Annotated in this window: 14 protein-coding genes; 10 read left to right on the forward strand and 4 right to left on the reverse strand. The window is 45.5% G+C overall.

The features are described 5' to 3' along the window. Positions 1–2: 2 nt before the first annotated feature. On the reverse strand, positions 3–2126 hold the full coding sequence (locus ACLGGO_RS06880; protein ID WP_446418746.1) for an NAD(P)/FAD-dependent oxidoreductase: 2124 nt from the start codon (positions 2124–2126) through the stop codon (positions 3–5). 156 nt (positions 2127–2282) lie between these two features. On the opposite strand from ACLGGO_RS06880, the gene ACLGGO_RS06885 reads away from it, so the two are divergent. The 3 genes from ACLGGO_RS06885 (at position 2283) to ACLGGO_RS06895 (ending at position 6921) form a co-directional block, all read left to right on the forward strand. After that, on the forward strand, positions 2283–2549 hold the full coding sequence (locus ACLGGO_RS06885; protein WP_446339381.1) for a hypothetical protein: 267 nt from the start codon (positions 2283–2285) through the stop codon (positions 2547–2549). A 437-nt stretch (positions 2550–2986) separates the two neighbouring features. Continuing rightward, entirely contained in the window at positions 2987–4963 is a 1977-nt protein-coding gene (locus tag ACLGGO_RS06890) for a glycoside hydrolase family 9 protein (protein WP_446418747.1), read from the forward strand. Positions 4964–5184: 221 nt separating this feature from the next. Beyond that, complete coding sequence (locus ACLGGO_RS06895) at positions 5185–6921, forward strand: glycoside hydrolase family 9 protein (RefSeq protein ID WP_446418748.1); 1737 nt, start codon at positions 5185–5187, stop codon at positions 6919–6921. 184 nt (positions 6922–7105) lie between these two features. On the opposite strand, the gene ACLGGO_RS06900 is transcribed toward ACLGGO_RS06895, so the two are convergent. The 3 genes from ACLGGO_RS06900 to ACLGGO_RS06910 form a co-directional block, all read right to left on the reverse strand. After that, complete coding sequence (locus ACLGGO_RS06900; protein ID WP_446418749.1) at positions 7106–7282, reverse strand: hypothetical protein; 177 nt, start codon at positions 7280–7282, stop codon at positions 7106–7108. A 68-nt stretch (positions 7283–7350) separates the two neighbouring features. Next, positions 7351–12642, reverse strand: a complete 5292-nt coding sequence (locus ACLGGO_RS06905; RefSeq protein WP_446418750.1) for a PAS domain S-box protein — start codon at positions 12640–12642, stop codon at positions 7351–7353. 348 nt (positions 12643–12990) lie between these two features. Continuing rightward, positions 12991–13662, reverse strand: a complete 672-nt coding sequence (locus tag ACLGGO_RS06910; protein ID WP_446339386.1) for a TMEM165/GDT1 family protein — start codon at positions 13660–13662, stop codon at positions 12991–12993. Between the two features lie 957 nt (positions 13663–14619). Between ACLGGO_RS06910 and gap the strand changes: the two genes are divergently transcribed. The 7 genes from gap (at position 14620) to ACLGGO_RS06945 (ending at position 22752) form a co-directional block, all read left to right on the forward strand. Further along, positions 14620–15642 (forward strand): type I glyceraldehyde-3-phosphate dehydrogenase, encoded by a 1023-nt coding sequence (gap, locus tag ACLGGO_RS06915; RefSeq protein ID WP_446339387.1) that lies wholly within the window; start codon positions 14620–14622, stop codon positions 15640–15642. A 405-nt stretch (positions 15643–16047) separates the two neighbouring features. Continuing rightward, entirely contained in the window at positions 16048–19470 is a 3423-nt protein-coding gene (locus tag ACLGGO_RS06920) for a PAS domain S-box protein (RefSeq protein WP_446418751.1), read from the forward strand. Positions 19471–19501: 31 nt separating this feature from the next. Continuing rightward, positions 19502–19930 (forward strand): response regulator, encoded by a 429-nt coding sequence (locus ACLGGO_RS06925; protein WP_446418752.1) that lies wholly within the window; start codon positions 19502–19504, stop codon positions 19928–19930. A gap of 100 nt (positions 19931–20030) precedes the next feature. After that, positions 20031–20318, forward strand: coding sequence for a hypothetical protein (locus tag ACLGGO_RS06930; protein WP_446339390.1), 288 nt, complete (start codon positions 20031–20033; stop codon positions 20316–20318). A gap of 52 nt (positions 20319–20370) precedes the next feature. Beyond that, positions 20371–20646: a hypothetical protein gene (locus tag ACLGGO_RS06935; protein ID WP_446418753.1), complete on the forward strand. Its 276-nt coding sequence runs from the start codon at positions 20371–20373 to the stop codon at positions 20644–20646. 155 nt (positions 20647–20801) lie between these two features. After that, positions 20802–21374 carry a zinc-ribbon domain-containing protein gene (locus tag ACLGGO_RS06940; protein ID WP_446418754.1) on the forward strand — a complete coding sequence of 191 codons (573 nt, stop codon included), beginning with the start codon at positions 20802–20804 and terminating at the stop codon, positions 21372–21374. A gap of 163 nt (positions 21375–21537) precedes the next feature. Next, positions 21538–22752 carry an RNA-guided endonuclease InsQ/TnpB family protein gene (locus ACLGGO_RS06945; protein ID WP_446418755.1) on the forward strand — a complete coding sequence of 405 codons (1215 nt, stop codon included), beginning with the start codon at positions 21538–21540 and terminating at the stop codon, positions 22750–22752. Positions 22753–22777: the final 25 nt, after the last annotated feature.

Below are 22777 nucleotides of genomic sequence, written 5' to 3' on the forward strand. Positions count from 1 at the left end.
CCTCAAGAATCAAAGGCTTTCTTGTGACCAGAATGGGTCACAAGTTCATCCTGATTTGATGCTTCACGCTGCACCCGTTCTGGACGCCCCATACCCGTTGTCATAGCATAATGTTGGGCTAACAGTCGCAACCATAGCGCGGGATAACGATTTTCAATCCACGGTTGTAAGCGACGAATCAGATCAGTGAACCACCCTTTAAGGAATCCACTCACTATAGCATTTCGAGTAAACGTGAAGTAGCTCTTCAGCCAACGTAATAAATCCTTTGCCCCTGCCATGTCCCAAATCCAAAAAATCAGGGCAGGATTACGTCTAGCTGCTTTTAATGCCAGTCGGTTGAAGGTTAACCAATCAAAACGGTCTTTAATAAAGGTATCAGCAACCTCTGGCGGTTCATCAGCTAAAAGCCCAAAGAAAGTATTCAGCATGGCGTTAATTCGTTGGGGAGGCAAATGACGCCCAGTTGGCACCATCATACCTTTGGAAAAGAGCCAGGTGACTGCAATATTGCTTTGATGAGCGCGAATTTGGTTTAAATCTTTGGCACTCAAGAGATTATGCCGCAGGGCGGTATCGAGTAAGTCGGTTAAGCGCTCCAGATTCCGAACCAGGGAACCAAATCCGGTAAACACCAGAGGCGATTGCAGGGAAGCCGCATCCCCAATGGCAACCAGCCGATCAAACGCCACCGTGCGATCGCGACTATCTAGGCTAAAATGTCCGGGAATATAGCCGAATGTGGGTTTCTTCCACTGGAGCTTTTCCATGTCGCAGCGGCGGTATTCAGGTAAAATTGTAAAAAAGTCTTCATACATTTCTAATAAAGAGCCAGGGTTCTCAGGATGCACCTGATGGTAATGGAACAAATAGATTGTCAGTTCCTCCCCTGCTCCCGGAAACAGTTCCCAAATCAACTGCCGTCCCCGGGAGATGTCGCCGTGGCTATTAAGAACGTCTCCATAGTTAGAATCCCACACCCCAGGATCAAACCCACTGGCAATTACTGCACCGACGGTAGGGCAGACGCTATCAAACGCCCTGCCACCATTCAGTTGCCAAGCGATGGGGGAAGCGGTACCCATGGCATCGACTAAAAGCCGTCCTGTGGCTTGTCGGGGGGTTTTACTGGGCAGATGCTTTAGACTGACGACAACTTCCTCTGGAGTCATCTCCGCCCGGATAAACTCTGTCTCATCCCAGATGTCGCCGCCGGCTTTTTGTAACTTTTCTCCACATAGTTGTAACAATTTCTCTGAATTAATTGCCAGATTCAGTACAGTTGGTGTATGTAAGACAGGTGCTTTTAGATGAGGAGGGTTGTTGCCATCAAAGAATTTGTTGAAGCCATCGATATATTCTCTAGCGATCATGGCTTCAAACTCATCGGGGGTAAATAACCCCAAATCGATGAGACTCTCAAACTCAGCCCGGGAAATATTCCACTCTCGGTTCATGCGCCCAAAGGGTAAGCGTTCTACCAGTAGGACTCGATACCCCCGTTGTGCCATCACAGCGGCGTGAATGACTCCTAGGGCGCCACCGATGTAAATCAGGTCATAGGTGGACTTTGATCGGCTGCTTCCTCGAAGCTGTGTCGGTTCCTCGGTTGTCTTAAACACAACTTGTTTAGGCTGTTGTGGATATAGCACTCCTTCGCGCCATCGTTTCTCCCACCAATAGACGCGGTTGAGGTCATATTCCCCTTTGGGCATTTTTTGGAAGAAATGAACCGTCTGGGGATAGTAGGGCGCCAGCGCCTCAAAGATAGACTGTTGGGATAAATCAACCTCTGGGGGTTCAGGATAGTGGTAGGGAAACTTACCGCGTAAATCCGCAGTCAGCTTCTGGAGCAATTGCCGTTCTCCCGCGATCGCGCGATCGCAACCGCGAAAGGCTTTCAAGTACGTGGTTCGCTGCACCGACCAAACAAAAATGGAGATTTCCGGAATCGGAAGCCTTATCGGTGTAGATGAATTGGCTAAAGGCGCAGGTTCAATTTTTACCAGGATACCATCAGGGGTTATAGTTTTCTTCCCCAGCCCAAAGTGCCAGTCCTGCTGCAACCAGGTGCGAACAGCTTCGGTATCGGGGTTCGGTATTTCTACGTAGAGCAGTTCTTTCATCGGAGTGATCTGATTCGCTGAGGAATTAGGCAAGATAACGGAGGTGAGTTAAAGCAAAATACGCTACACTTCCGGATACTGATTGGTTTAATATTAGTAAAAAAAGTTTACACTCTTCTCATTTTCAGTCAATTAGGGTGCTTTTGTTAACTCGCCATGAATTATCCCATCCCAGTTAGTCCTCAAGAAATGGCGGCTCTCCGTCAAAAACCAGTGAACGAAGAATTAGTGGCAGCGGCAATTGCCGGTGTCATTCAGATTGCTCGTTCTCAGGGACAGTCCCTAGACGAGCTTACCGCCGAAGTGCTTGCAGAAGATAGTGTCTTAGATCAGGCACAACGCCGCTGGCTTAGTGATATTGTCGCCCAAGCCTGGAACATTCTGCCATCCATAGAGGCGGTAGAGAGTATTCCAGTTTCTTGAAGATGTCAAGCGGTGTCAATCATCGCTTGTCGTCAGGTTAGGCGTCAGGTTGCTCCCGCGTCCTAGCCGTCCCCTACAGAGTCTGTGCGTAAGTCCTACCCCAGGCGTCGTTTTACACTATCCGGACGGCTATTCGGGATAAAGGTAGATCCGAATAGCACACCGTTTAGGAAAAATAGTGGTGTGTCTTAGTGAAGGCATAAGGTAGAGATCTGCACTTGTTTAGGGTATCTGCTTTTTCTTATCTTGTTAACGGGTAGGTATTTGAAGCCGCGCCGCGCTAGCTAGTCTAAAGGTTGGCTCAAGGGATTTTTCTTTGTTGAGTGAAATATATCTTGATTAAAGATTTAATAAAAAATTAGCAATTGAGGGAATTATCGGGCAGCTTCAGGAATTAGCTAAGCTAGCATTAGAGTAATCTGGTTAACCCCAACGTTATGTTTAAAGCCCGCACTCTGATTAAATTCCTGATCATTTTTTTGCTGACGGTCTTTATTTTAACATTTAACTGCCTTCACTATTTTATTTTTGGAGTATTCAATATTCTCGGTCAAGACTCTCTAGCCGGAAATCAGTACAATTACGGAGAAGTTTTGCAGAAAGCGGTCTATTTTTATGATGTGCAGCGTTCCGGAAAACTCCCTGCCAATAATCGGGTGGAATGGCGGGGGGATTCAGCATTAACTGATGGTGCGGATAATGGGATTGACCTAACTGGAGGCTGGTATGATGCAGGCGATCATCTAAAATTTGGCTTTCCCATGGCAGCTTCAACCACGCTTCTGGCTTGGGGAGTCATTGAATACGAAGACGCCTATAAACAAAGTGGTCAATATAACGCCATGCTGGATAATTTGCGCTGGGTTAATGACTATTTTATTAAAGCCCATCCTGCGCCAACAGTGTTGTGGGGTCAGGTGGGTAAAGGGAGTTTAGATCATGATTGGTGGGGAGCGGCGGAGGTGATGCCGATGGAGCGTCCTTCCTATAAAATTGATGCCACTTGTTCGGGTTCGGATTTAGCAGGAGAAACCGCCGCCGCGATGGCAGCTTCGGCAATGGTTTTTCAAGAAACCGAGGCGAATTATGCCCAAAGGTTGCTAAAACATGCCCAGGAACTCTATGACTTTGCCGAGCAATATCCGGGCAACTATTCAGATTGTATTACTGAGGCGGCGGAGTATTATAAATCCAGTGGTTATACTGATGAACTGGTTTGGGGCGCTGCATGGCTTTATCGAGCAACCCAAGCGCCAGAGTATTTACAGAAAGCTGAAAGGTATTATGAGCAGTTAAGGGATCAACCCAATGCAACTCTCGCTTATAATTGGACGCATACCTGGGATGATAAATCTTATGGGAGTTATGTATTATTAGCTGAATTAACCGGGAAAAACAAGTATCGACAAGACGCAGAACGTTGGTTAGACTATTGGTGCGATCGCTGTCAGTGGAAACACGTCTCCTATACCCCAGGGGGACTGGCTTGGCTGGATGAATGGGGTTCGTTGAGATATGCGGCAAAAACGGCATTTTTAGCGTTTATTTATGGGGACTCAGTAGACTCGGCTTGGACGCGACGAAAGTATCATGCCTTTGCCGAACGGCAGATTAATTACATGTTAGGGTCTAATCCAGATCAGCGAAGTTATGTAGTCGGATTTGGCAATAACCCACCGAAACAACCCCATCATCGGACAGCACATGGTTCTTGGGCAAATAGTAAAGAAACTCCGGAAGAAACGCGGCATATTTTATATGGAGCCTTAGTTGGTGGACCGGATCAGCAGGATAATTTTATCGATGAACGGTCTAATTTTAAGATGACTGAAGTGGCGACAGATTATAATGCCGGATTTACCGGAGCCGTGGCGAAACTCTATCAGAAGTATGGGGGGAATCCATTAGCAAATTTTCCTCCAACCGAACAACGAGAGAATGAATTTTTTGTTGAGGCGCAAGGGAATCAACTCAGTGATAATTTGATGGAAGTTCAAGCCACCGTTTATAACCAATCCGCCTGGCCCGCCCGGATTATTCCTAATTTATCATTTCGGTATTTTATTGATATTAGTGAGGTAATTGAAGCCGGAGGAAACCCAAAGGATATCAAAGTCAATACCAGTCCGGAATCAGGAATAACGGTATCTGGACTCACGCCTTGGCAAAATTCACCAACGATTTACTATATCCAGGTGGATGTAGACGGAACTCAACTTTATCCTGGGGGAGAAGCGTATTATCAGAAAGATGTCCAGTTTCAGGTCAATACACCAACAGGTATCTGGACTATGAATAATGACTGGTCATACCCAGAGATGATCGAACAAGCCGGGAATGGCAAGGGCACTCATATTCCGGTTTATAATAGTGGAAAATTAATTTTTGGAATTGAACCGCCAAAGGAGGTATAAAATCAAATATAGGGGCGACTCACTTGTATAGATGAACAACTCCAGAAACAGGGCGGGTTTATATACGTTACCCGTTTTGAAGAGCATGTTATCGGTAAAACCCGCCCCTACAGACCGTCGGGTTGCCCTCTTCTCAAACCCTTGTGTCAGAACGTGTTTTTCAGGAATTAAAGGTGCGTCTACAGATTAAAATCTGTAAATAAATGGGATGGAATGATGCCATGAAAATCGATAGACGTTTTTTCCTCGGTTGGGCAATATCAATGGTTTATGGATTCTGGGCTAAAGGACAAGCGCAATCGGTAAATTTAGATAATCTAACTAAACTGTTGATTAATCAAGTCGGATATTCCCCAACCCGTCCTAAATTAGCCTTTTTACTCAATTCCCCTCATTCTGCCACGAATCCAGTCCAATTAATTAACGTCCGTAATAACCGCCCCGTATTCGAGGTGGAGTTATCAGCACCGATGCAAGATGCAGCCAGTCAGGATAATATCCAACAGGTTGATTTTACCGCATTCAACCGTCCCGGACGCTATTACCTGAAATCTGGAGATATTCAGTCTTATCCCTTTGATATTGGTCAGGATATTTATCAGGATGCCTTCAATACAATGCTGCGTTCCTACTATTTACAACGCTGCGGGGTAGCCATACGAGATTCTATCAATGGGATTGGTCATTCTCCCTGCCATTTAAATGATGGCACCTTTGCTCATACCGATGATATGCATCGGGGGGGTGAAATGAAACGCGCCCAAGGGGGTTGGCATGATGCGGGCGATTTTGGCAAATATGTAGGACCAACGGCGGTAACTGTGGGTCGTTTATTAAGTTTATATGAGCAATATCCATCGTTATTTTCTGACCGCCAATTAATGATTCCTGAAAGTGGCAATGGCAGACCCGATGTGCTGGATGAAATAAAGGTAGGATTGGATTGGATGGTGACCATGCAACGGCGTGATGGTGCGGTTTATCGGAAGCTTTCGGGGAAAGAATGGCCCCCCATGATTCTACCGAATGAAGATATCCAAACTCGCTATATTTATGGGATTTCTACACCAGAAACAGCAAAATTCGCCGCCGCGTTGGCAATGGCGGCGAGAGTGTATTCAGCCTATGATGTGTTATTGGCGAAGAATTATTTGAAAGCGGCGCAAAAAGCTTGGGAATTTTTGCAAAGTGAACCCTCTATGCGGGTGGATTGGGTTGAGGGTGATGATAGTGGTTCGGGGAAATATCTGGCTGGAGAGTGGGATACGGAAGCCTCGTTAACGACGGATAAAGATGATCGTTTTTGGGCGGCGGCGGAATTGTTGATTACGACAGGGGAGGCGAGTTTTGCTGAGTATTTAGAACAAGAGCTTCCTGAGTTGTCTTATACTTTATTTGAATGGAAAGATCCCTCAGCCTTGGGGATGGCAGATTATCTGCTGCAACCGCGTCAGCAAGGTTCAGAGAATCTGAAGGCGCAAATGAAGCAGAAGTTATTAGAACGGGCAGATCGTTTGCTGGAGACGGTGAATGGTAGTGGTTATCGCTTGGCAATTGATAAGTTTATCTGGGCGTCGAATAAGATGGTGGCGGAGGAGGGGATTACCTTGTTTTATGCCTATAAACTAACTGGAAATCAAGAGTATTTTCAGGCGGCGGTAGATCAGTTAGATTATTTGTTGGGGCGCAATCATTTTAATCTATCCTTTGTTACGACTGTGGGGTCAAATTCAGTCCGCAATGTCCATCACCGAGTTGCTGTAGCGAAAAAAACGGTGATTCCCGGGTTAATGGTAGGGGGGGCGAATGCAGAAGCCCAGGATGGAATTGCCCCGAAAGGATTGGGTCCGCTAAGTTATTTAGATGATGAGCGATCTTATGCCACGAACGAATATGCGATTGATTATAATGCCTCCGCGATCGCACTGATGGGGATGGTGATGGCGGAAGGTTCATAGTTGCGCTGTTTTCGCGATCGCATCCCGTTAATGAGGATAACACTATCACAATCCCGTAGTGCGCCCTAACCGAAAAAAACTGGGCGGTTAGAAACCGCAGCTACACGAACAAAACCCGCCTGCGCGGGTTAAAATACCCGTGCGATCGCATCCCGTTGACGAGGATAACACTATCACAATCCCTTCACCACCCATAGACCAGCACCCAAGCGCGATCGCACAATCTTTTTCTCAGTATATCAAGGACTAACTTGGGACTAACTTGGGACAAAGTGGTTAACCAGTGGGTTGGGATTGGGATAAAAAATGCATCAACGAAGCCATAGCGACTTTTCCAACAACCTCCCAGGCGCGGTTTCATTTTCCCAGTAACCTACCAAGTTAGATGGTGTAGGGTGGAACATTTTCTAATTCATAGTTTATCTAAACTTATCCATTGAGTAACGCATTAATAATCGTTGCTAGTTTCTTCAAATTCACAGGTTTGGTCATATAATAGGATACACCAGCGGCTAAACATTTTTCGCGATCGCCTGACATCGCCAGCGCCGTTATCGCAATAATTGGAATGTTAGCAGTGCGGGGGTTGGCGCGAATCTGTTGGGTGGCGCTTAACCCATCGAGTTCTGGCATCTGAATGTCCATTAAAATCAGATCAGGCTTCCGCCGTTGGCTGAGTTGTACGGCTTCTTTGCCATCTTTTGCTATGATCATTTCATAGCCGATTCCCTGTAAGTAATCGGATAAGGTTTGGGTGTTGGCTTCGTTGTCTTCAGCTAATAAAATTAAGGGAGTCGTTCGCGGCAAATTAGTGTCTTCAATGTCTGATAAACTACACCCAAACGTCGCCTTTTCCTCTGGGGAACTGATGGGATGATTTGCTGAATGAGAACGCCAAGGAAGTCTCACGGTAAAACAACTTCCTTTTCCGAGTTCACTGTCTACTGTTACCCATCCCCCATGTAATTCCACAATTCGCCGGACTAACGCCAATCCTAACCCGGTTCCCTGATGACGCCGGGATAAACTGCTATCAATTTGGACGAAGGATTGAAAGAGTTTCTCTAGATGTTCTTTAGCAATACCTATTCCGGTATCACTAACACTGATACAGAGAATATCTCCTGGGGATGTAGAGGCGTAGCCGGCTACGTCTCTACATTCCGTATCTTGATGAATTTCTACCGTAACCCGTCCCCCCTCTGGGGTAAATTTCACCGCATTACTTAATAAGTTAATTAAGACTTGCTGTAAGCGTCGTTCATCGCCCAGAATCGTCCCTAATCCTTCGGCAATATTAGCCGTCAACGTAATATTTTTATCCAAAGCGAGAGGTTTAATCAAGGTTAAACTCGCATCACACAGTTGGGTAATACTGACGGATGTCAGGTTTAACTCCAACTTCCCCGATTCAATCTTGGCTAAATCGAGAATATCATTAATTAACTCCAGTAAATGTCTACCACTTTTTTCAATCGTGGCGAGAGATTTGCGCTGCTTGTCGGTAATCTCCCCATAAACTTCTTCTTGTAAGCTTTCAGATAAACCCAGAATCGCATTTAGAGGCGTTCGCAATTCATGACTCATATTTGCCAGAAACTCGTCTTTTAACTGGGTGGCGTGGGCGAGTTCCGCATTTGTTGTCGCCAAGATATCATTATTGTGGCGCAATTGCTCGTATAATTGAGACTGTTTAATCGCGATCGCGAGTTGGGTGGCTAGGGATAGGAGTAACTCAATTTCCCAGGTTTTCCACTCTCGCGGATGGGAACATTGATGCACGATTAGTAATCCCCAGAGGATATCCTGTTGGACAATGGGGACAACCAGTTTTGCCCGGATTGCGTACTCCCCCATGAAGTCTACCATACAGGGTAAAACATCCTCGCGATCGCGATCGGCTAAAGTATACACTTTCCCCTGAACATAATTGTGATAACAGCTTCTGGGAAAGGCTTCCGCCGAAAAAATAATATTCAATAACTGGGGAAATCCTGACGCTACCCCTTCCGCAATCGCCCGTCCCCGATTATCCTCAAAAAGCTGATACACTAATACTCGGTCAGCCATCAGTAATTGTTGGACTTCTTTAACCGTTGTAGTGAGAATTGTCTCCAAGTCTAGGGATTGACGAATGCGTTGAGACATCGCACTGATTAATCGTTCCCGTTCAACCTGTTGACGCAGAGTTTCTTCAGCCTGTTTGCGCGACGTAATATCTGACGCCGTACCCAGAATCTGTTTCGGTTTCCCCTCAGATGTGCGAGTAAAAATGGTATCCCAACTATATAACCAACGCCATTGACCATTTGCATGGCGCATCCGATACTCACATTCAATAATATCCCCATCTTTCGCCTGATCAAAGCGTTGTTGCTTGAGTGACATTAAAGCTAAATCATCGGGATGCATCAGAGAGGGAAATAATCTAGATTCCATCTGCTGAATTTCTTCTGGGCTATAGCCCAAAATTTGAGCAACGGAACGGTTAATGTAGATATTTCGTTGTTCTACTAGATCATAAATATATAACACATTCGGGTTCGTATCCGCAATCCGTTGGATAAATCGCTGACTTTCTTGCAGCGCCAATTCTGCTTGTTTGCGATCGCTAATATCCCGAAAATAGACGGATAACCCTTCCTCCGAGGGATATACCCGCACTTCAAACCAGATATTATGGGGTGCATACAACTCCTCAAACGCCATCGGTTTTTGTTCCCGCGCCGCTTGGCGATAGACATCTTCAAATTTCGTTCCGATGGCGTCAGGAAATTCATCCCAGATACATCTACCAATCATGTCGGGTACGGGACGATTAATTAAGGGGGCTAAGAGGGAGTTAAAGTGGGTAAATCGCCAATTTTGATCCAGGGCAAAAAAGCCTTCAGTAATACTTTCTAATATATTATTAATCTTGCGATGAGAGTCTTGTAGGGCTAATTCCGTTTGATGGCGTTCATTAATTTCTCGGTGCAGTTGTTCCACCGTCTGTTCTAACGCCGTTGTCCGTTCTTGCACCCGCCTTTCTAGGGCTTCATTCAAGTGTTTCAGTGATTCTTCGGCTTGTTTGCGATCGCTAATATCTCGATAGGCACTTAAAAAGAAAATTTGATTATCTTGGTAAATAATTGAATTCGATACTAACAGGGTTTTCTGTCTGCCTATTTTATCTACAAACGTGGTTTCAATATTTCGCAGTTTGCGTCTGCGATTGGAATTTTTTTGCCATTGCTTCACTTGCTGATAGAGAACCGGATCAGGATAAAGTTGGAGGAGAAAATCATCACAACGATTCGCCTCCTGGCGTGTATATCCGGTAATTTGCTGCATTTGATGATTAAAGATGCGGAATTTTCCCTGACTATTACTCAGGGTAATTCCTTCGCCTACGGTATCAATCACTGTAGACAACTGTCCCGCCATAGATTGAATCGCTTGTTCGGCTTTTTTTCGTTCCGTGATATCCGTAACCGTGGTTACCCGCAAACAGCGTTCCCCTTGCTGCATGATTGGTCCAGTGGTAACCTGAATATCAATTAATTTACCATCATGACGCCGTACCTGCCATTCCCCGGAATGGTTAGGGTTAAGGAATTCGGTTAAGGGGCGTCCTAATAAATAATCATACGGATAGGCAAATAGTTGGCAAAAGGCAGGATTCACCCGAACCAGTTGCCATTGTTCATCGGTAATACATAAGCCTACTGGGGCAGATTCATAAAATAACTCTAACAGTTTTTCACTGGTTTGGGCTTTTTCCTGCGCCTGAACCCGATGGGAAATATCCAGCCATGCACCAATTATTTCTTGGGGGATTCCTTGTTCATTGCGAATTAATTTCCAATCATCTTGTAGCCAAATATACTCTCCATTTTTCTGTTTAAATCGATATTCTTGAATCGAATAGCCTTGCTGAAAAAGTTGAGCAAATCCGGTGAGGGCGGTGGGTAAGTCTTGGGGATGAATATGATTTAACCAAAAATCGGCTTGTTCCAAGATTTCCGCTGGTGTATAGCCAATCAGAGCAGTAATATTATCACTAATAAATGTGGTTGGATAGGGAGGAATAAACTGGCGACTATAAATTGCTGTGGGACTCGCGGAGAGTAAATAATGCAGTCGTTCTTGAGTCGCCTTTGCCAATTTTTCTGCCTTTTGTCGTTCAGCGAGTTCCGTTTGCAATTGGGCAAAAGCATTCGCTTGTTGAATCGCGATCGCGATTTGAATGCTGAGTTGTTCTAATAAGTCCAATTCCTCGGGTTGCCATTGATGGGGGGCAGCACAGTGATGGGCGACTAATAAGCCCCAGAGTTGTTCGTTAATAATAATGGGTACGGTGAGAATAGCTTTGACTTGAAACTGTTCGAGTAATTCTAAATGGCAGGGATTTAACCCTTGATGATAGATATTATTCGCCACCTGACGCCGCCCATTCAGATAGTCAGCCCCCTTGGTTTCTTGGAAGTAACTATCGCGAATTTGTGAGCCGATAACTGGGGGGAAATCACCCACCGATTCAGCGACAATCTCTCCACTCCAATCCTCAGTGAACTGATAAACCAAGACGCGATCGCAATGGAGTAATTGCCGCACTTCCTGAACCGTGGCTTGGAAGATATCCGGCAGTTTCAGGAAGCAGCGAATCCGTTGGGCAATGGAACGTAAAATATGTTCCCGTTCTGCCTGTTTTTGTAACTGTTCAGTGCGGGATTGGACTAATTCTTCTAGCTGGGTATTGCGACTTTCTAATAAGTCAATTTTTTCCGCTTCTAACTGACCGATGACTTGCTGTAATTGGTCAATCACGCCATACATTTCCATCGGATCAAGAACTTGCAGCAACCGAGTTTGGGTGACAATTCCCAACAATTCCTCCTCGTCACCCGTGACGACTAATCGCCGTACATAGCGACGCTGCATTTCCTGATTGGCGTGCCAAAGATTATCTGTGGAACGCAGGCAAAATAGGGGTTGACTCATGACATCATTTGCCTTTAATCCACTTAGATTGACACCCAATACCTGAAACTGGACAATATCCCGTTCCGTGACAATTCCTACAGGTTTTTGTTGATTTTTTCCCGAAATCTCTTGACAAATGACCACACAACTGACTCGATGTCGTGCCATCAACTGTGCCAGTTTGAGAACTGAGGTATCGACGGTTGCTTGAATTACGGTAGTATTCATCACCTCATCTACCGTTCGTAGTTTGAGCAGATGAGATGGTTCAATGACTGAACGCAGGGTGGAAAGCGTAATTAAACCTAGCAACTGTTCCTGATCATCCACCACAGGTAGATGACGAATCTGGTATTGTTTGAGAATACCTAGGACACTAAAAACATCTCGAAACTCGCTCGACTTGAGGCGATAATCCGGGGGACTCATTACCTGGCGAATACTCACCCCCGCCAAATTTCGCCCTTGTGCAGTTAAGCGCACCACATCCCGTTCAGTAAAGATACCCATAAGCTGTGATCCTTGGATGACTAACACACAGCTAGTGGAGAGAAACAGTAAGGGATTCTCAGAGGGTTCTGGCGTCTGATCTTTATCCTGGGAACAGGAACATCCCTGCACCTGACTCATTCGCGCCAAAACCTCAACCACCGGGGTATCCAGCGTCACTGTAACCGGCTGGCGATCGAGGATATCGTTCAGTTGGGGAGAGTGGAAGCACCAAGGTTGGTTAGGGAGATGAGGAGCGGATGCCATAGGGATGCTAAACTAATAAGCTATGAGTGATTAAGTCATAAAGTCGAATGGAAGGTCGCATTAGTGACCGTTTTGGGATAAAGGTGTACTATTCCTTTTTCAGCATACTGTTTTGATTACTGTTCGTAGTTGCGATGCGAGCGCCATAAGCCAGTGGAGCGCTGAGGACTGGCGTGATACAGCTAAAATAGTTCTTGTTGGAAACGTGGAAAAGCCTAACTCCCCAGCCCCCTTAAGAGCCTATGGCTTACTCACATCTTTCTGGGCTCAATACGTTTTTCTCTATATCTATGACGTAGAAAGCCGCTTTTGAGATGGTGATCGCTAAAACGATTATGGGATAAGGCTTTAGCCTTGCTGTAGTATATCTACACTGGGGAGACTTCCTTCTAAGATTGCTACTGCGCCGAAAATCAAAAATAACACTCCCCCTAACGCCGTCACCCAACGTTCAGAAATTCGTCCTGCAATTAATCGTCCACCGATTACCGCAATCGCCGTGCAAATCCCATGACCTAAAATTGCCCCTAAAGTAACGCCAATCGGTTGATAGGAGGCGGCTAAGGCGATGGTGCTAATTTGGGTGCGATCGCCCCACTCCGCCAGAAAGGTCATGGTAAAGGCTTGCAGTACAATAGCGAGATTGGCAGAACGTGACTTATCTTTTGCTGAACGTGCGATCGCGCCATCCGGATTCTGCTTGGCGACTTCCATCGCCGCTTCCTTTGCCCCTGTATTTTCAGCTTGAGCTGGCATTTGACTGGCATCATACAACAGCTTAAAGCCAAATCCTAAAAATAAAGCAATTTCCCCATAATGAATATAATATTGAGGGAGCAACGACACCACCTGTCCCAATAACACGGATAGTAGTGTCATCGCGGCTAACGCCCCTAGGACTCCTAAAAAGACCAGCCGCCGCGAATGGCGCATGGACAAGATTACGCCGATAAAAAACGTCTTATCCCCTAACTCAGAAATCGTAATCAGTAATAATCCGGCGGTAAATGCGGCTAACATTCTCTCAAGCTCCTTAACTAATATACCGCTGATAGAGCTTGATGAGAAAAGGCAGACCTCACCAAGCTCACATCAACTTGTGAACTTAGTGAAAGTCTCGCTACCAAGGGACTAGAAAAAAGTGCAGCTCGTGATTCTGGAGATTTAACTGACATTACACTTCAGTCCCTTGTCACCTGAACCAGGCTCATCGCCAGTATGTTGATTCAGGTGTCCTGGTAATATTTGACCAGGAGCTACTCCCTTTCATTATTTTTTAAGATAGCATAATTTATTTTTTTTATCGAGTATTCTCAGAGATTCAATTCAGAAGCTATTTTCCATATCTGTTCATTTTTCATTCATATTGATTTCATCTTTTAAAGTAAGGAGTCTGACAAAATTCCTTACTATACCGTAGGGTGGGCATTGCCCACCAGCCAAAATCTCTTAACTTTATCCATCAGGATTATTTGTTATAATATGGAGTTTTATCCATCATCCAGATTCCCGTTCCCCAGAGAGTAAGTCGGTAGATAACTCTCTTCCAGAAGGATAATGGAGCTACTCAACGGCTCAGGGCAAGCTCATCAATCAAGTTTTTCAATCGTAGAGATAGACACAGGCAACATCCGTCTATACCTGATCAGCTTGACTAAATTTTCAGTATCAGTTGTAGCAAATTTAGGTTCAAAGTCCTGGACAATGATTCTCCAAAAACCAATTGACGAATCTTGCCGAAACCTGCAAGCTTGAAAAGAACTGACAATCCGTCTATAAACAGTAAGGGATAGCTAACCGTTAATTAGGGAGCATTCTAAAGAAAACCTAAAGAAGACGCGGGTACAGCTAATGTCATGTCAGACGAATGCTGCTGAGAACGCTGACATTAGCTGATATTAGTATGCTCCCCTTTGAAGCTGTACCCCATGGCTTTCATCGGCATACTCAGTAAAAATTAACCAAAAGGAGAATTTCATGGCACCTATCAAAGTCGGCATTAATGGATTTGGTCGCATCGGACGCCTAGTTTTCCGGGCTGGACTAGCAAACCCCAATATCGAGTTTTGCTGCATTAACGACCTAGTTCCGCCAGAGAGTATCGCCTATTTGTTAAAGTACGACTCAACCCATGGTCGTTTCAACGGTAAGGTAGAAGCCAAACCCGACGCCATTGTCGTCAACGATAAGGTAATCCCCTGCGTCTCAATCAAGAATCCAGAAGAACTACCGTGGGGTAAATATGGCGCTGAGTATGTGGTTGAGTCCACGGGTCTATTTACCGATTATGCTGGTGCATCCAAGCACCTCACCGCAGGGGCGAAGCGAGTCGTCATCTCAGCTCCCACTAAAGAAAAAGACCCCGAAAAAGTCCCCACCCTCTTGATGGGTGTGAATCACAAAAGCTACGATCCCGACAAGCATACTGTCGTATCCAACGCCAGTTGCACCACAAACTGCCTCGCTCCCATTGCCAAAGTCATTCAAGACAACTTCGGTTTGGCAGAAGGTTTGATGACCACCGTTCACGCCATGACCGCAACCCAACCCACTGTAGACGGACCGAGTAAGAAAGACTTGCGGGGTGGACGCAGTGCGACTCAAAACATTATCCCCGCCTCTACAGGTGCAGCCAAAGCCGTCACTTTGGTTCTACCCGAACTCAAAGGCAAACTTACCGGCATGGCATTCCGTGTACCGACTCCCGATGTCTCGGTAGTTGACCTCACCTTCCGTACCGACAAAGCCACCAGCTATCAAGAAATCTGTGACGCGATGAAGAAAGCCTCGGAAGGGGAACTAAAAGGGATTCTGGGATATACGGACGACTCCGTTGTTTCCACAGACTTCACCACCGATCCCCGTTCTAGCATCTTTGATGCTGGAGCAGGTATGGAACTCAACTCCAACTTCTTCAAAGTCGTGGCTTGGTATGACAACGAGTGGGGCTATTCTAATCGCATGATTGACCTAATCCTGTCCATGGCAGCCCAAGGGTAAGTAGCGGTAGAACATCCTGGACAAAATCTATCTTGGGTAGGGGTACAGCAAAGACAAAAGCTTGCTTTAACTTGCGGTGGGGGATTGGGGGGCATGGGTCCTAGATAAGTGGCGCAGGGCAGCAATGTCTAACAGCGATGTTGGAAGCCCACACCAAATCAAAGATTATGGTGTGGGAGGATGTCACTCAAACCAAGTTGCTACCCCCAACAAGGGCGGGTGTGAGTAAAGTTATCGGACATCGACAAAACTTTGCTCTGTTAAACCCGCCCCTGTCCCCCTGTTGACAATTGTTTGACAATTCCGAAACTGATTCCGTAAAATCGTATTTTTTTATAGCGCGGTCGAAGACAACCAACCGGGTTGTCTTTACAATTTTTATAGCCAGATTAAGGATACAGTGGGATGACAGAACCTTTTGCGGATGTCTTTTGGTTGACCTCGGTGAATCGGCATCAGTTATTATATGTCAATGGGGCGGCTGAGCAGATATGGGGTCACACTCCTGAACAATTATTGACTCATCCGGGAGGGTATCTACAGTGTATCCTCAATGGGATTGAGCCCAGGGATCGAGAGCGAGTGGCGGCGGCTTGGACTCAACAACCCGCGAGTGAAGTGCCGCAAGAGTATCGAATTGTCAAATATGATGGCTCAATCCGATGGGTGCGATCGCGCTCTTTTATTATCCCTAATCCCTGGGGGGAAAGCCAAACAGGTGTTCCTCAAGTTCTCCTCGCCACGATTACCGAAGATATTACCGAAGACAAACAGATTGCAGACACGCTCAATCAACGGGAACAGGAATTTCGAGTCCTACTGGATCATTCTCCGGATATCGTCGCTCGCTTTGATCGCAATCTGCGTCATGTCTACGTCAATCCAGTCATTGAACAGGAAACAGGTATACCCTATCAGGACTTTCTGGGGAAAACCCACCGGGAATTAGGATTACCAGAATCTGTTATCCCAGTATGGGAGGAATCCTTACAAACTGTGTTCCACAAGGGTGAGGAAAATGAGAGTGAATTCAGTTTCTTGACCCCCCATGGACAACGGTATTACCAATCGCGTCTGGTGCCCGAATTTGCCCCGGATGGTTCCGTCGAATTCGTCCTCAGCGTTTGCCGCGATATTACCGAAATTCAGCAGGCTCAACAAGCTGTGCGTGACAGTGAAGCGCGTTTCCGCACCGTATTTGAGTTGGCGCCGATTGGGATGGCGATCGCGAATGCTCAAGGGCGGGTCATGCATACTAATTGGGCGCTGCAAGATCTACTCGGCTACAGCGCTGATCAATTATTAAATAAATCATTCCATCTGTTTATCCATGCCGATGATCTGACAGAGTGCTATCAAAACTTACAGAAACTGATCACTGGGGAAATTACTCACCTGAACGCCGAAAAACGCTATATTCACAAGCAAGGTCATCTGGTTTGGGTAAATGTGTCGGTGTCAGCTGTTCGTGGCGCTAATGGCTTCTCGGAGTACACGATTGCTCTGATTCAAGATATTAGCGATCGCAAACAAGCTGAATTTCTCCTGCAACAGGCTCATCTCCAATTGGAACAACGAGTTAGCGAACGAACCGCCGAATTAGAACAAGCGAATATCCGCCTCCAGCAAGAAATTACTCACCGTCAGACGATAGAGATACAATTACAACAAGCCAAGGAGCAACTGCAAGCGGTTTTGGATGCGGTGCCAGGGTGCGTCTCCTGGATGAATCGCCAAGGACAATACCTGGGAGTTAATCAGTATTTGGCAGACATGTTCAACCTGTCGCCGATAAATTTTGTCGGTCAACCCCTCGGCTTTCTCAACAATAATCCGACCTTTGTCAGCTATATCGAGCAGTTTATAGAGAGTTCGGCTCAAACTGACCAAAATATTCTTGAAATTAATATTAAGGGTTCCCGTAGATACCACCTGATTGCTGCTCAAAAATACCAGCAAGGAACAAATATTGTTTGTGTGGGAATTGATGTCACTCAAAGTCAAAAATCTCAGCAAGAATTACAAAATCAAAAAGATTTTTTGCAAACAATTATTGACACAAATCCGAATTTAATTCATGTTAAAGACAAAATGGGAAATTATATCTTAGCAAATCGCATGTTTGCCGAGCATTGGGGTATTCCGGTAGAGGAATTGCTGGGAAAAACAACAGCAAAACTCCATAATAACGCGGCAGATGTAGAACGCTTCCTCGCTGAAGACCAAGAGATATTGACGACCTTACAGCCGAAGTTAATTCCCGAAGAATTTTCCTGGAATCACAGGGGTGAAATGCGGTGGTATCAAACCATTAAAACTCCCTTAGTTTCTCCAGATGGACAGGTAAATCAAGTTCTCGGTGTGAGTACAGATATCACTGCCCGTAAACTAGCAGAGGAACTCTTACAGCAAAGTGAAGCCCGCTTACGTCTTGCCCTAGATGCTGCACAGATGGCAAAGTGGGATTGGAATTTGCAAACCGGAACCATTACTTGGTCTCATCGCCTCGAACAACTCTATGGATTGGCATTTGATAGTCCAGAAATTCCCTACGAAAATTTTTTAGAAAAGGTTCACCCAGAAGATAAAGAACTGGTTAAAAAAAATATGCAAAATGCAATTAAAACGGGGGAGGATTATGATATTGAATACCGGATTATTTGGCCCGATCAGATTGTGCGTTGGATTCAAAGCAAAGGTCAGATTATTTATGACAAAACAGGTCAGCCTATCTGGACAATTGGACTAAATCTGGATGTGACAGAACGTAAGCTCGCCGAAGAACAGCTACGCCAACGTGAAGAGCAATTACGTTTAGCCCTAGATGCGGCTCGTATGGGATTCTGGGATAGAAATCTGGAGACGGAACAAATTACCTGTTCCTATCATCTGCAACACCTGTATGGGTTAGACGCCAAAACTACGCAGATTAGCTACGAAACGTTCCTGGAAATGGTTCATCCCGAAGATCGCGATCGCGTCAACCAGGCGGATCGACGAGCGATTGATCAGCAGGAAGATTGCTATGATATTGAATTTCGCATTCTCAGAAACGAGGATAACCTGCGTTGGGTGGAAAGCAAATCTCAGGTATTTTACGATGAAGCGGGTCAGCCTGTACGGGTGATGGGAATTAATCTGGATATCACGGAGCGCAAGCAAGCTGAAATCCAAATTCAAGCCTCTCTGCGAGAAAAAGAAGTCTTGCTTCAGGAAATTCACCATCGAGTTAAAAATAATTTGCAGGTGATTTCGAGTCTGTTGGATTTACAATCTCAGTACATTACCGATCCAACGACAGTGGAGTTATTCCAGGAAAGTCAGAATCGGGTTAAGTCAATGGCGCTGGTTCATGAAAAATTATATCAATCTCAAGATTTTGCCCGGATTAACTTTGCCGAGTACATAGAGAATCTGACCAGTTATTTGTTTCAAATTTATATTGTCGAATCCAAACAAGTGAATTTAGAATTTTATATCCATGAGGTTAACTTAACCATTGATACAGCCATTCCCTGTGGTTTGATTATTAGTGAATTAGTCTCCAACGCTCTCAAATATGCGTTTCCGGATGACAGAGAAGGGACGATTGAGGTATTTCTTACCGCAGAATCTGGTGATCGATGTCACCTAACGGTCAAAGATAATGGCGTAGGATTTCCACCAAACCTTGAATTTGCTAAACCTAAATCATTAGGATTACAACTCATTAATGTTCTGACTGAACAATTGGAGGGTGATCTAAGCTTTAACCTGGAAAAGGGAACAGAAGTTAATATTACTTTTCCCATTGGAAGTTGTAATTATAGCAATCGCCATAGCGGTTAGGACGCATCATTTTGTATTTTCAACTAAACAAATGATCAAAGCCAAAATTTTAGTCATTGAAGATGAGAGGGTTGTCGCTCTCAGTATTCAAAATCGACTAGAAGCCCTCGGATATATCATAACCGCCAATGTGATATCCGCCGAAGTTGCGCTTACTAGAATCCGGCAAAACCCTCCAGACTTAGTGCTGATGGATATCCAGCTCAAAGGCGAGATGGATGGAATTGAAGCGGCTGCTCAAATGCGCCAACAGTTCCAACTACCAATAGTATATTTGAGTGCCTATAATGATGAGGAGACTCTGGAGCGAGCTAAATTCACAGAACCTTATGGTTACTTGCTCAAGCCCTTTGAATCCAAAGATTTAGCGACCACGATTGAAGTAGCGCTCTACAAGCATAAAATGGAGCAACAGCTTCTGGAGCGAGAGCAAAGTATAAACTCAAGCCCCAAAATTTAAACCAGTAGATTTAGGTGATTCCGTTTCATTGTACTTTAGCGTAAAATCGAAACATAAGTACACACTTAGAACCAACATGCAACAGGGGCATCTGTCAACGATGGAAAGTAGAAGCACTCAAAGTCAGCCAGATATGAAAAAACCCGAAATGCAAATGAGACGGATTACCAGTTATCAGGCACTGTGGAGACCCCTAGACAATAAAGGTCACTTTTGGTTTACCTATTTTGATGGCGATAGAGAACGCACGGAAGATTTAGATGCAGACAATTTCCGAATCATGCTCGATATTTTAGATACAGATAAGCCGATTTTCGGCGATCACTCCACATCGGCTGTTGCCGTACATTGGCCCGATAACGATATCCAGACTGGAGCCTGGGCGTAATTGGAACAGATATAGGCAAGATGGGGGAGGTGGGGAAGATGGGGAAGGTGGGATGAAACGAATTACCAGCTATCAGGCATTGTGGAAATCTCTGGAAAACAAAGGTCACTTTTGGTTTACCTATGCAGATGGTGAGCAAGAACGCACCGTTGATTTAGATGCCAAAAACTTCCAGATGATTCTGGAAATGCTGGGAACCCAGAAGCCAATTTTCGCCGATCGCACCATCTCAACTGTGGCATTACACGGGGCAGTTCCCCAGAAACGCCTAGAGGTTCCGCTTAACGATGTTACGTTGTGTAAACCTCCCTCAAACCCTTCCCCATGACAAAGGACATAGAGCCAATGACGATCCTCACCGTTGACGTTAACCCATGCTGACCTACTGATTGGACTTGATCTAACACAATTGTTAAGAAGTTTCATCAATGTTGCCTTTCCCCTCAATAATGATATAAGGAGAATTTTTTGGGAGAGGTTATTATGGCTTACGTATGCGAGATAGGCACGGGCCAAAGAGTTTACCTCGATAATCAAGGAACACAGACAATTGTCACCACTTTCAGTGGTAGTCCCGGACAGCAGCAACAAGCCAGTAACGGGTTTCAAACGGGAAACTGGACATCACCGCCGGAGATATTCCGCACGCCTAACGGTGTGGTGTTAAAGATTTCGACAGCGCAAGGTGACCATTTTATCCAAGTGCAAGGAAGCAGCATGGGCGTAATCAGTGGAACTCCGTCTGTTAGTAGTTCCCAACAAATGCAAGTGCAGCAAGTCGATAGCACACCCGCTTCATCCATGCCTTCGATGCAGCCGATGCAGCCGATGGAACCGATGAAGCCGATGGAACCGATGAAGCCGATGAATATGGGAGACATGCAAATGAACATGAACCCCATGGAAATGCGGATGGGCAATATGGAGATGCGGATGGGATCACCGAAGTCCTCTTCGTCTCCGGCTCAAAGCAGCAAACGCTTTTGCCCTCAATGCGGCTCATCCCTGACTCCTAGTGCTCGCTTTTGTTCAAGTTGCGGACATCAGCTCAATTAAATCTGATAGTGGACACTCTACTACCATTTTTCCGTAATCATGCAACGAATACACCCTCCGGGCTATCGCCAGGGGGGTCGGATATGGCGCAACATCATGGAAAATTGGTATAACGTGACGATGGCTAAAAGTCCTGTATAGTAGCGGCAAGGAGGTGATGCAAATGTTCTGTCTAACCTACGAGTACAAGCTTAAGCCAACCTCTAACCAAATAGTCATTTTTGAAGATTGGTTAGAGCAAAATCGCCGTGTATACAACTACGCATTAGCTGAACGTAAAGATTGGTTTCGTTCTCGTTCGTGCCGGATAGACGCTTGCTCCCTTCCCTGTGAATACATCATCCCGGCTGATGTACCCCGTCCGACCTATAACCGTCAAGCGGTAGCTTTAACTGCCTATCGCCAAACAAGGGAAAACCTGCAACAAGTCCACTCACAAGTCCTACAACAGACACTTAAACGGTTAGAGCAGGCATTCGTCAGTATGTGGGAAGGTGGGCATGGGTTTCCACGCTTTAAAAAGGTCGGTAAAATGCATTCCTTTGTGTTTCCTCAGTTAGGGAAAGACCCTATCCAAGGAAACACAATTAAGCTACCCAAAATTGGGTTAGTCCGTTTCCGGCAATCGCGCCCTATAGCTGATGGCGCAACCATTAAACAAGCCCGTGTAGTTAAGCGTGCGTCCGGTTGGTACGTTATGCTCACTTTGCAGTGGAATGTGTCTGTACCAGAGATTCTTCCCCACGGAGAACCCATTGGGATTGATGTTGGAATAAGTCATTTTGTCGCTGTGTCTAATGGGCAATTATTTCCTAATCCGCAACCGTTTAAACGCCTCGAACGCCAGCTTAAATTGCTGCAACAGAGGGTTAGTCGGAAACGGCTAGGTTCAAATAATTGGCGCAAGGCACAAGCTAAGGTCAGTAGACTGCATGAACGAATTGCCAATGTTCGTAAACAGTATCACTGGAAATTAGCTCATAACCTTTGTGATTGGGCGGGGATGATATTTGCTGAGGACTTAAACCTAAAAGCCTTAGCCAAGGGAATGCTAGCTAAGCATTGTCTAGACGCGGGTTGGGGTCAATTCCTTAATATTCTTCCCCAGTGCTGTTTTAAGCGGGGTGTTTATTTCCAAAAAGTAGACGCCAAAAAGACATCGCAAATATGCCCAAATTGCTTAACACAAACGGGCAAAAAACCATTGTCACAGCGCGTTCATTCATGCCCAGAATGTGGCTACACAATCGACCGGGATGTAGCCGCAGCACAGATAGTCTGTATTCGTGGACTTGCAGCCGTGGGACACACGGTCAAGATGCTTTCCGAGGGTAAATTCATTGGAATCCCTGCGACGAAAGAATCACCGTCCTTTTAGGGTGGTGATTGTCAACAATCTGCTT

This window comes from Coleofasciculus sp., from assembly GCF_046565525.1.
Lineage (GTDB): Bacteria > Cyanobacteriota > Cyanobacteriia > Cyanobacteriales > Coleofasciculaceae > Coleofasciculus.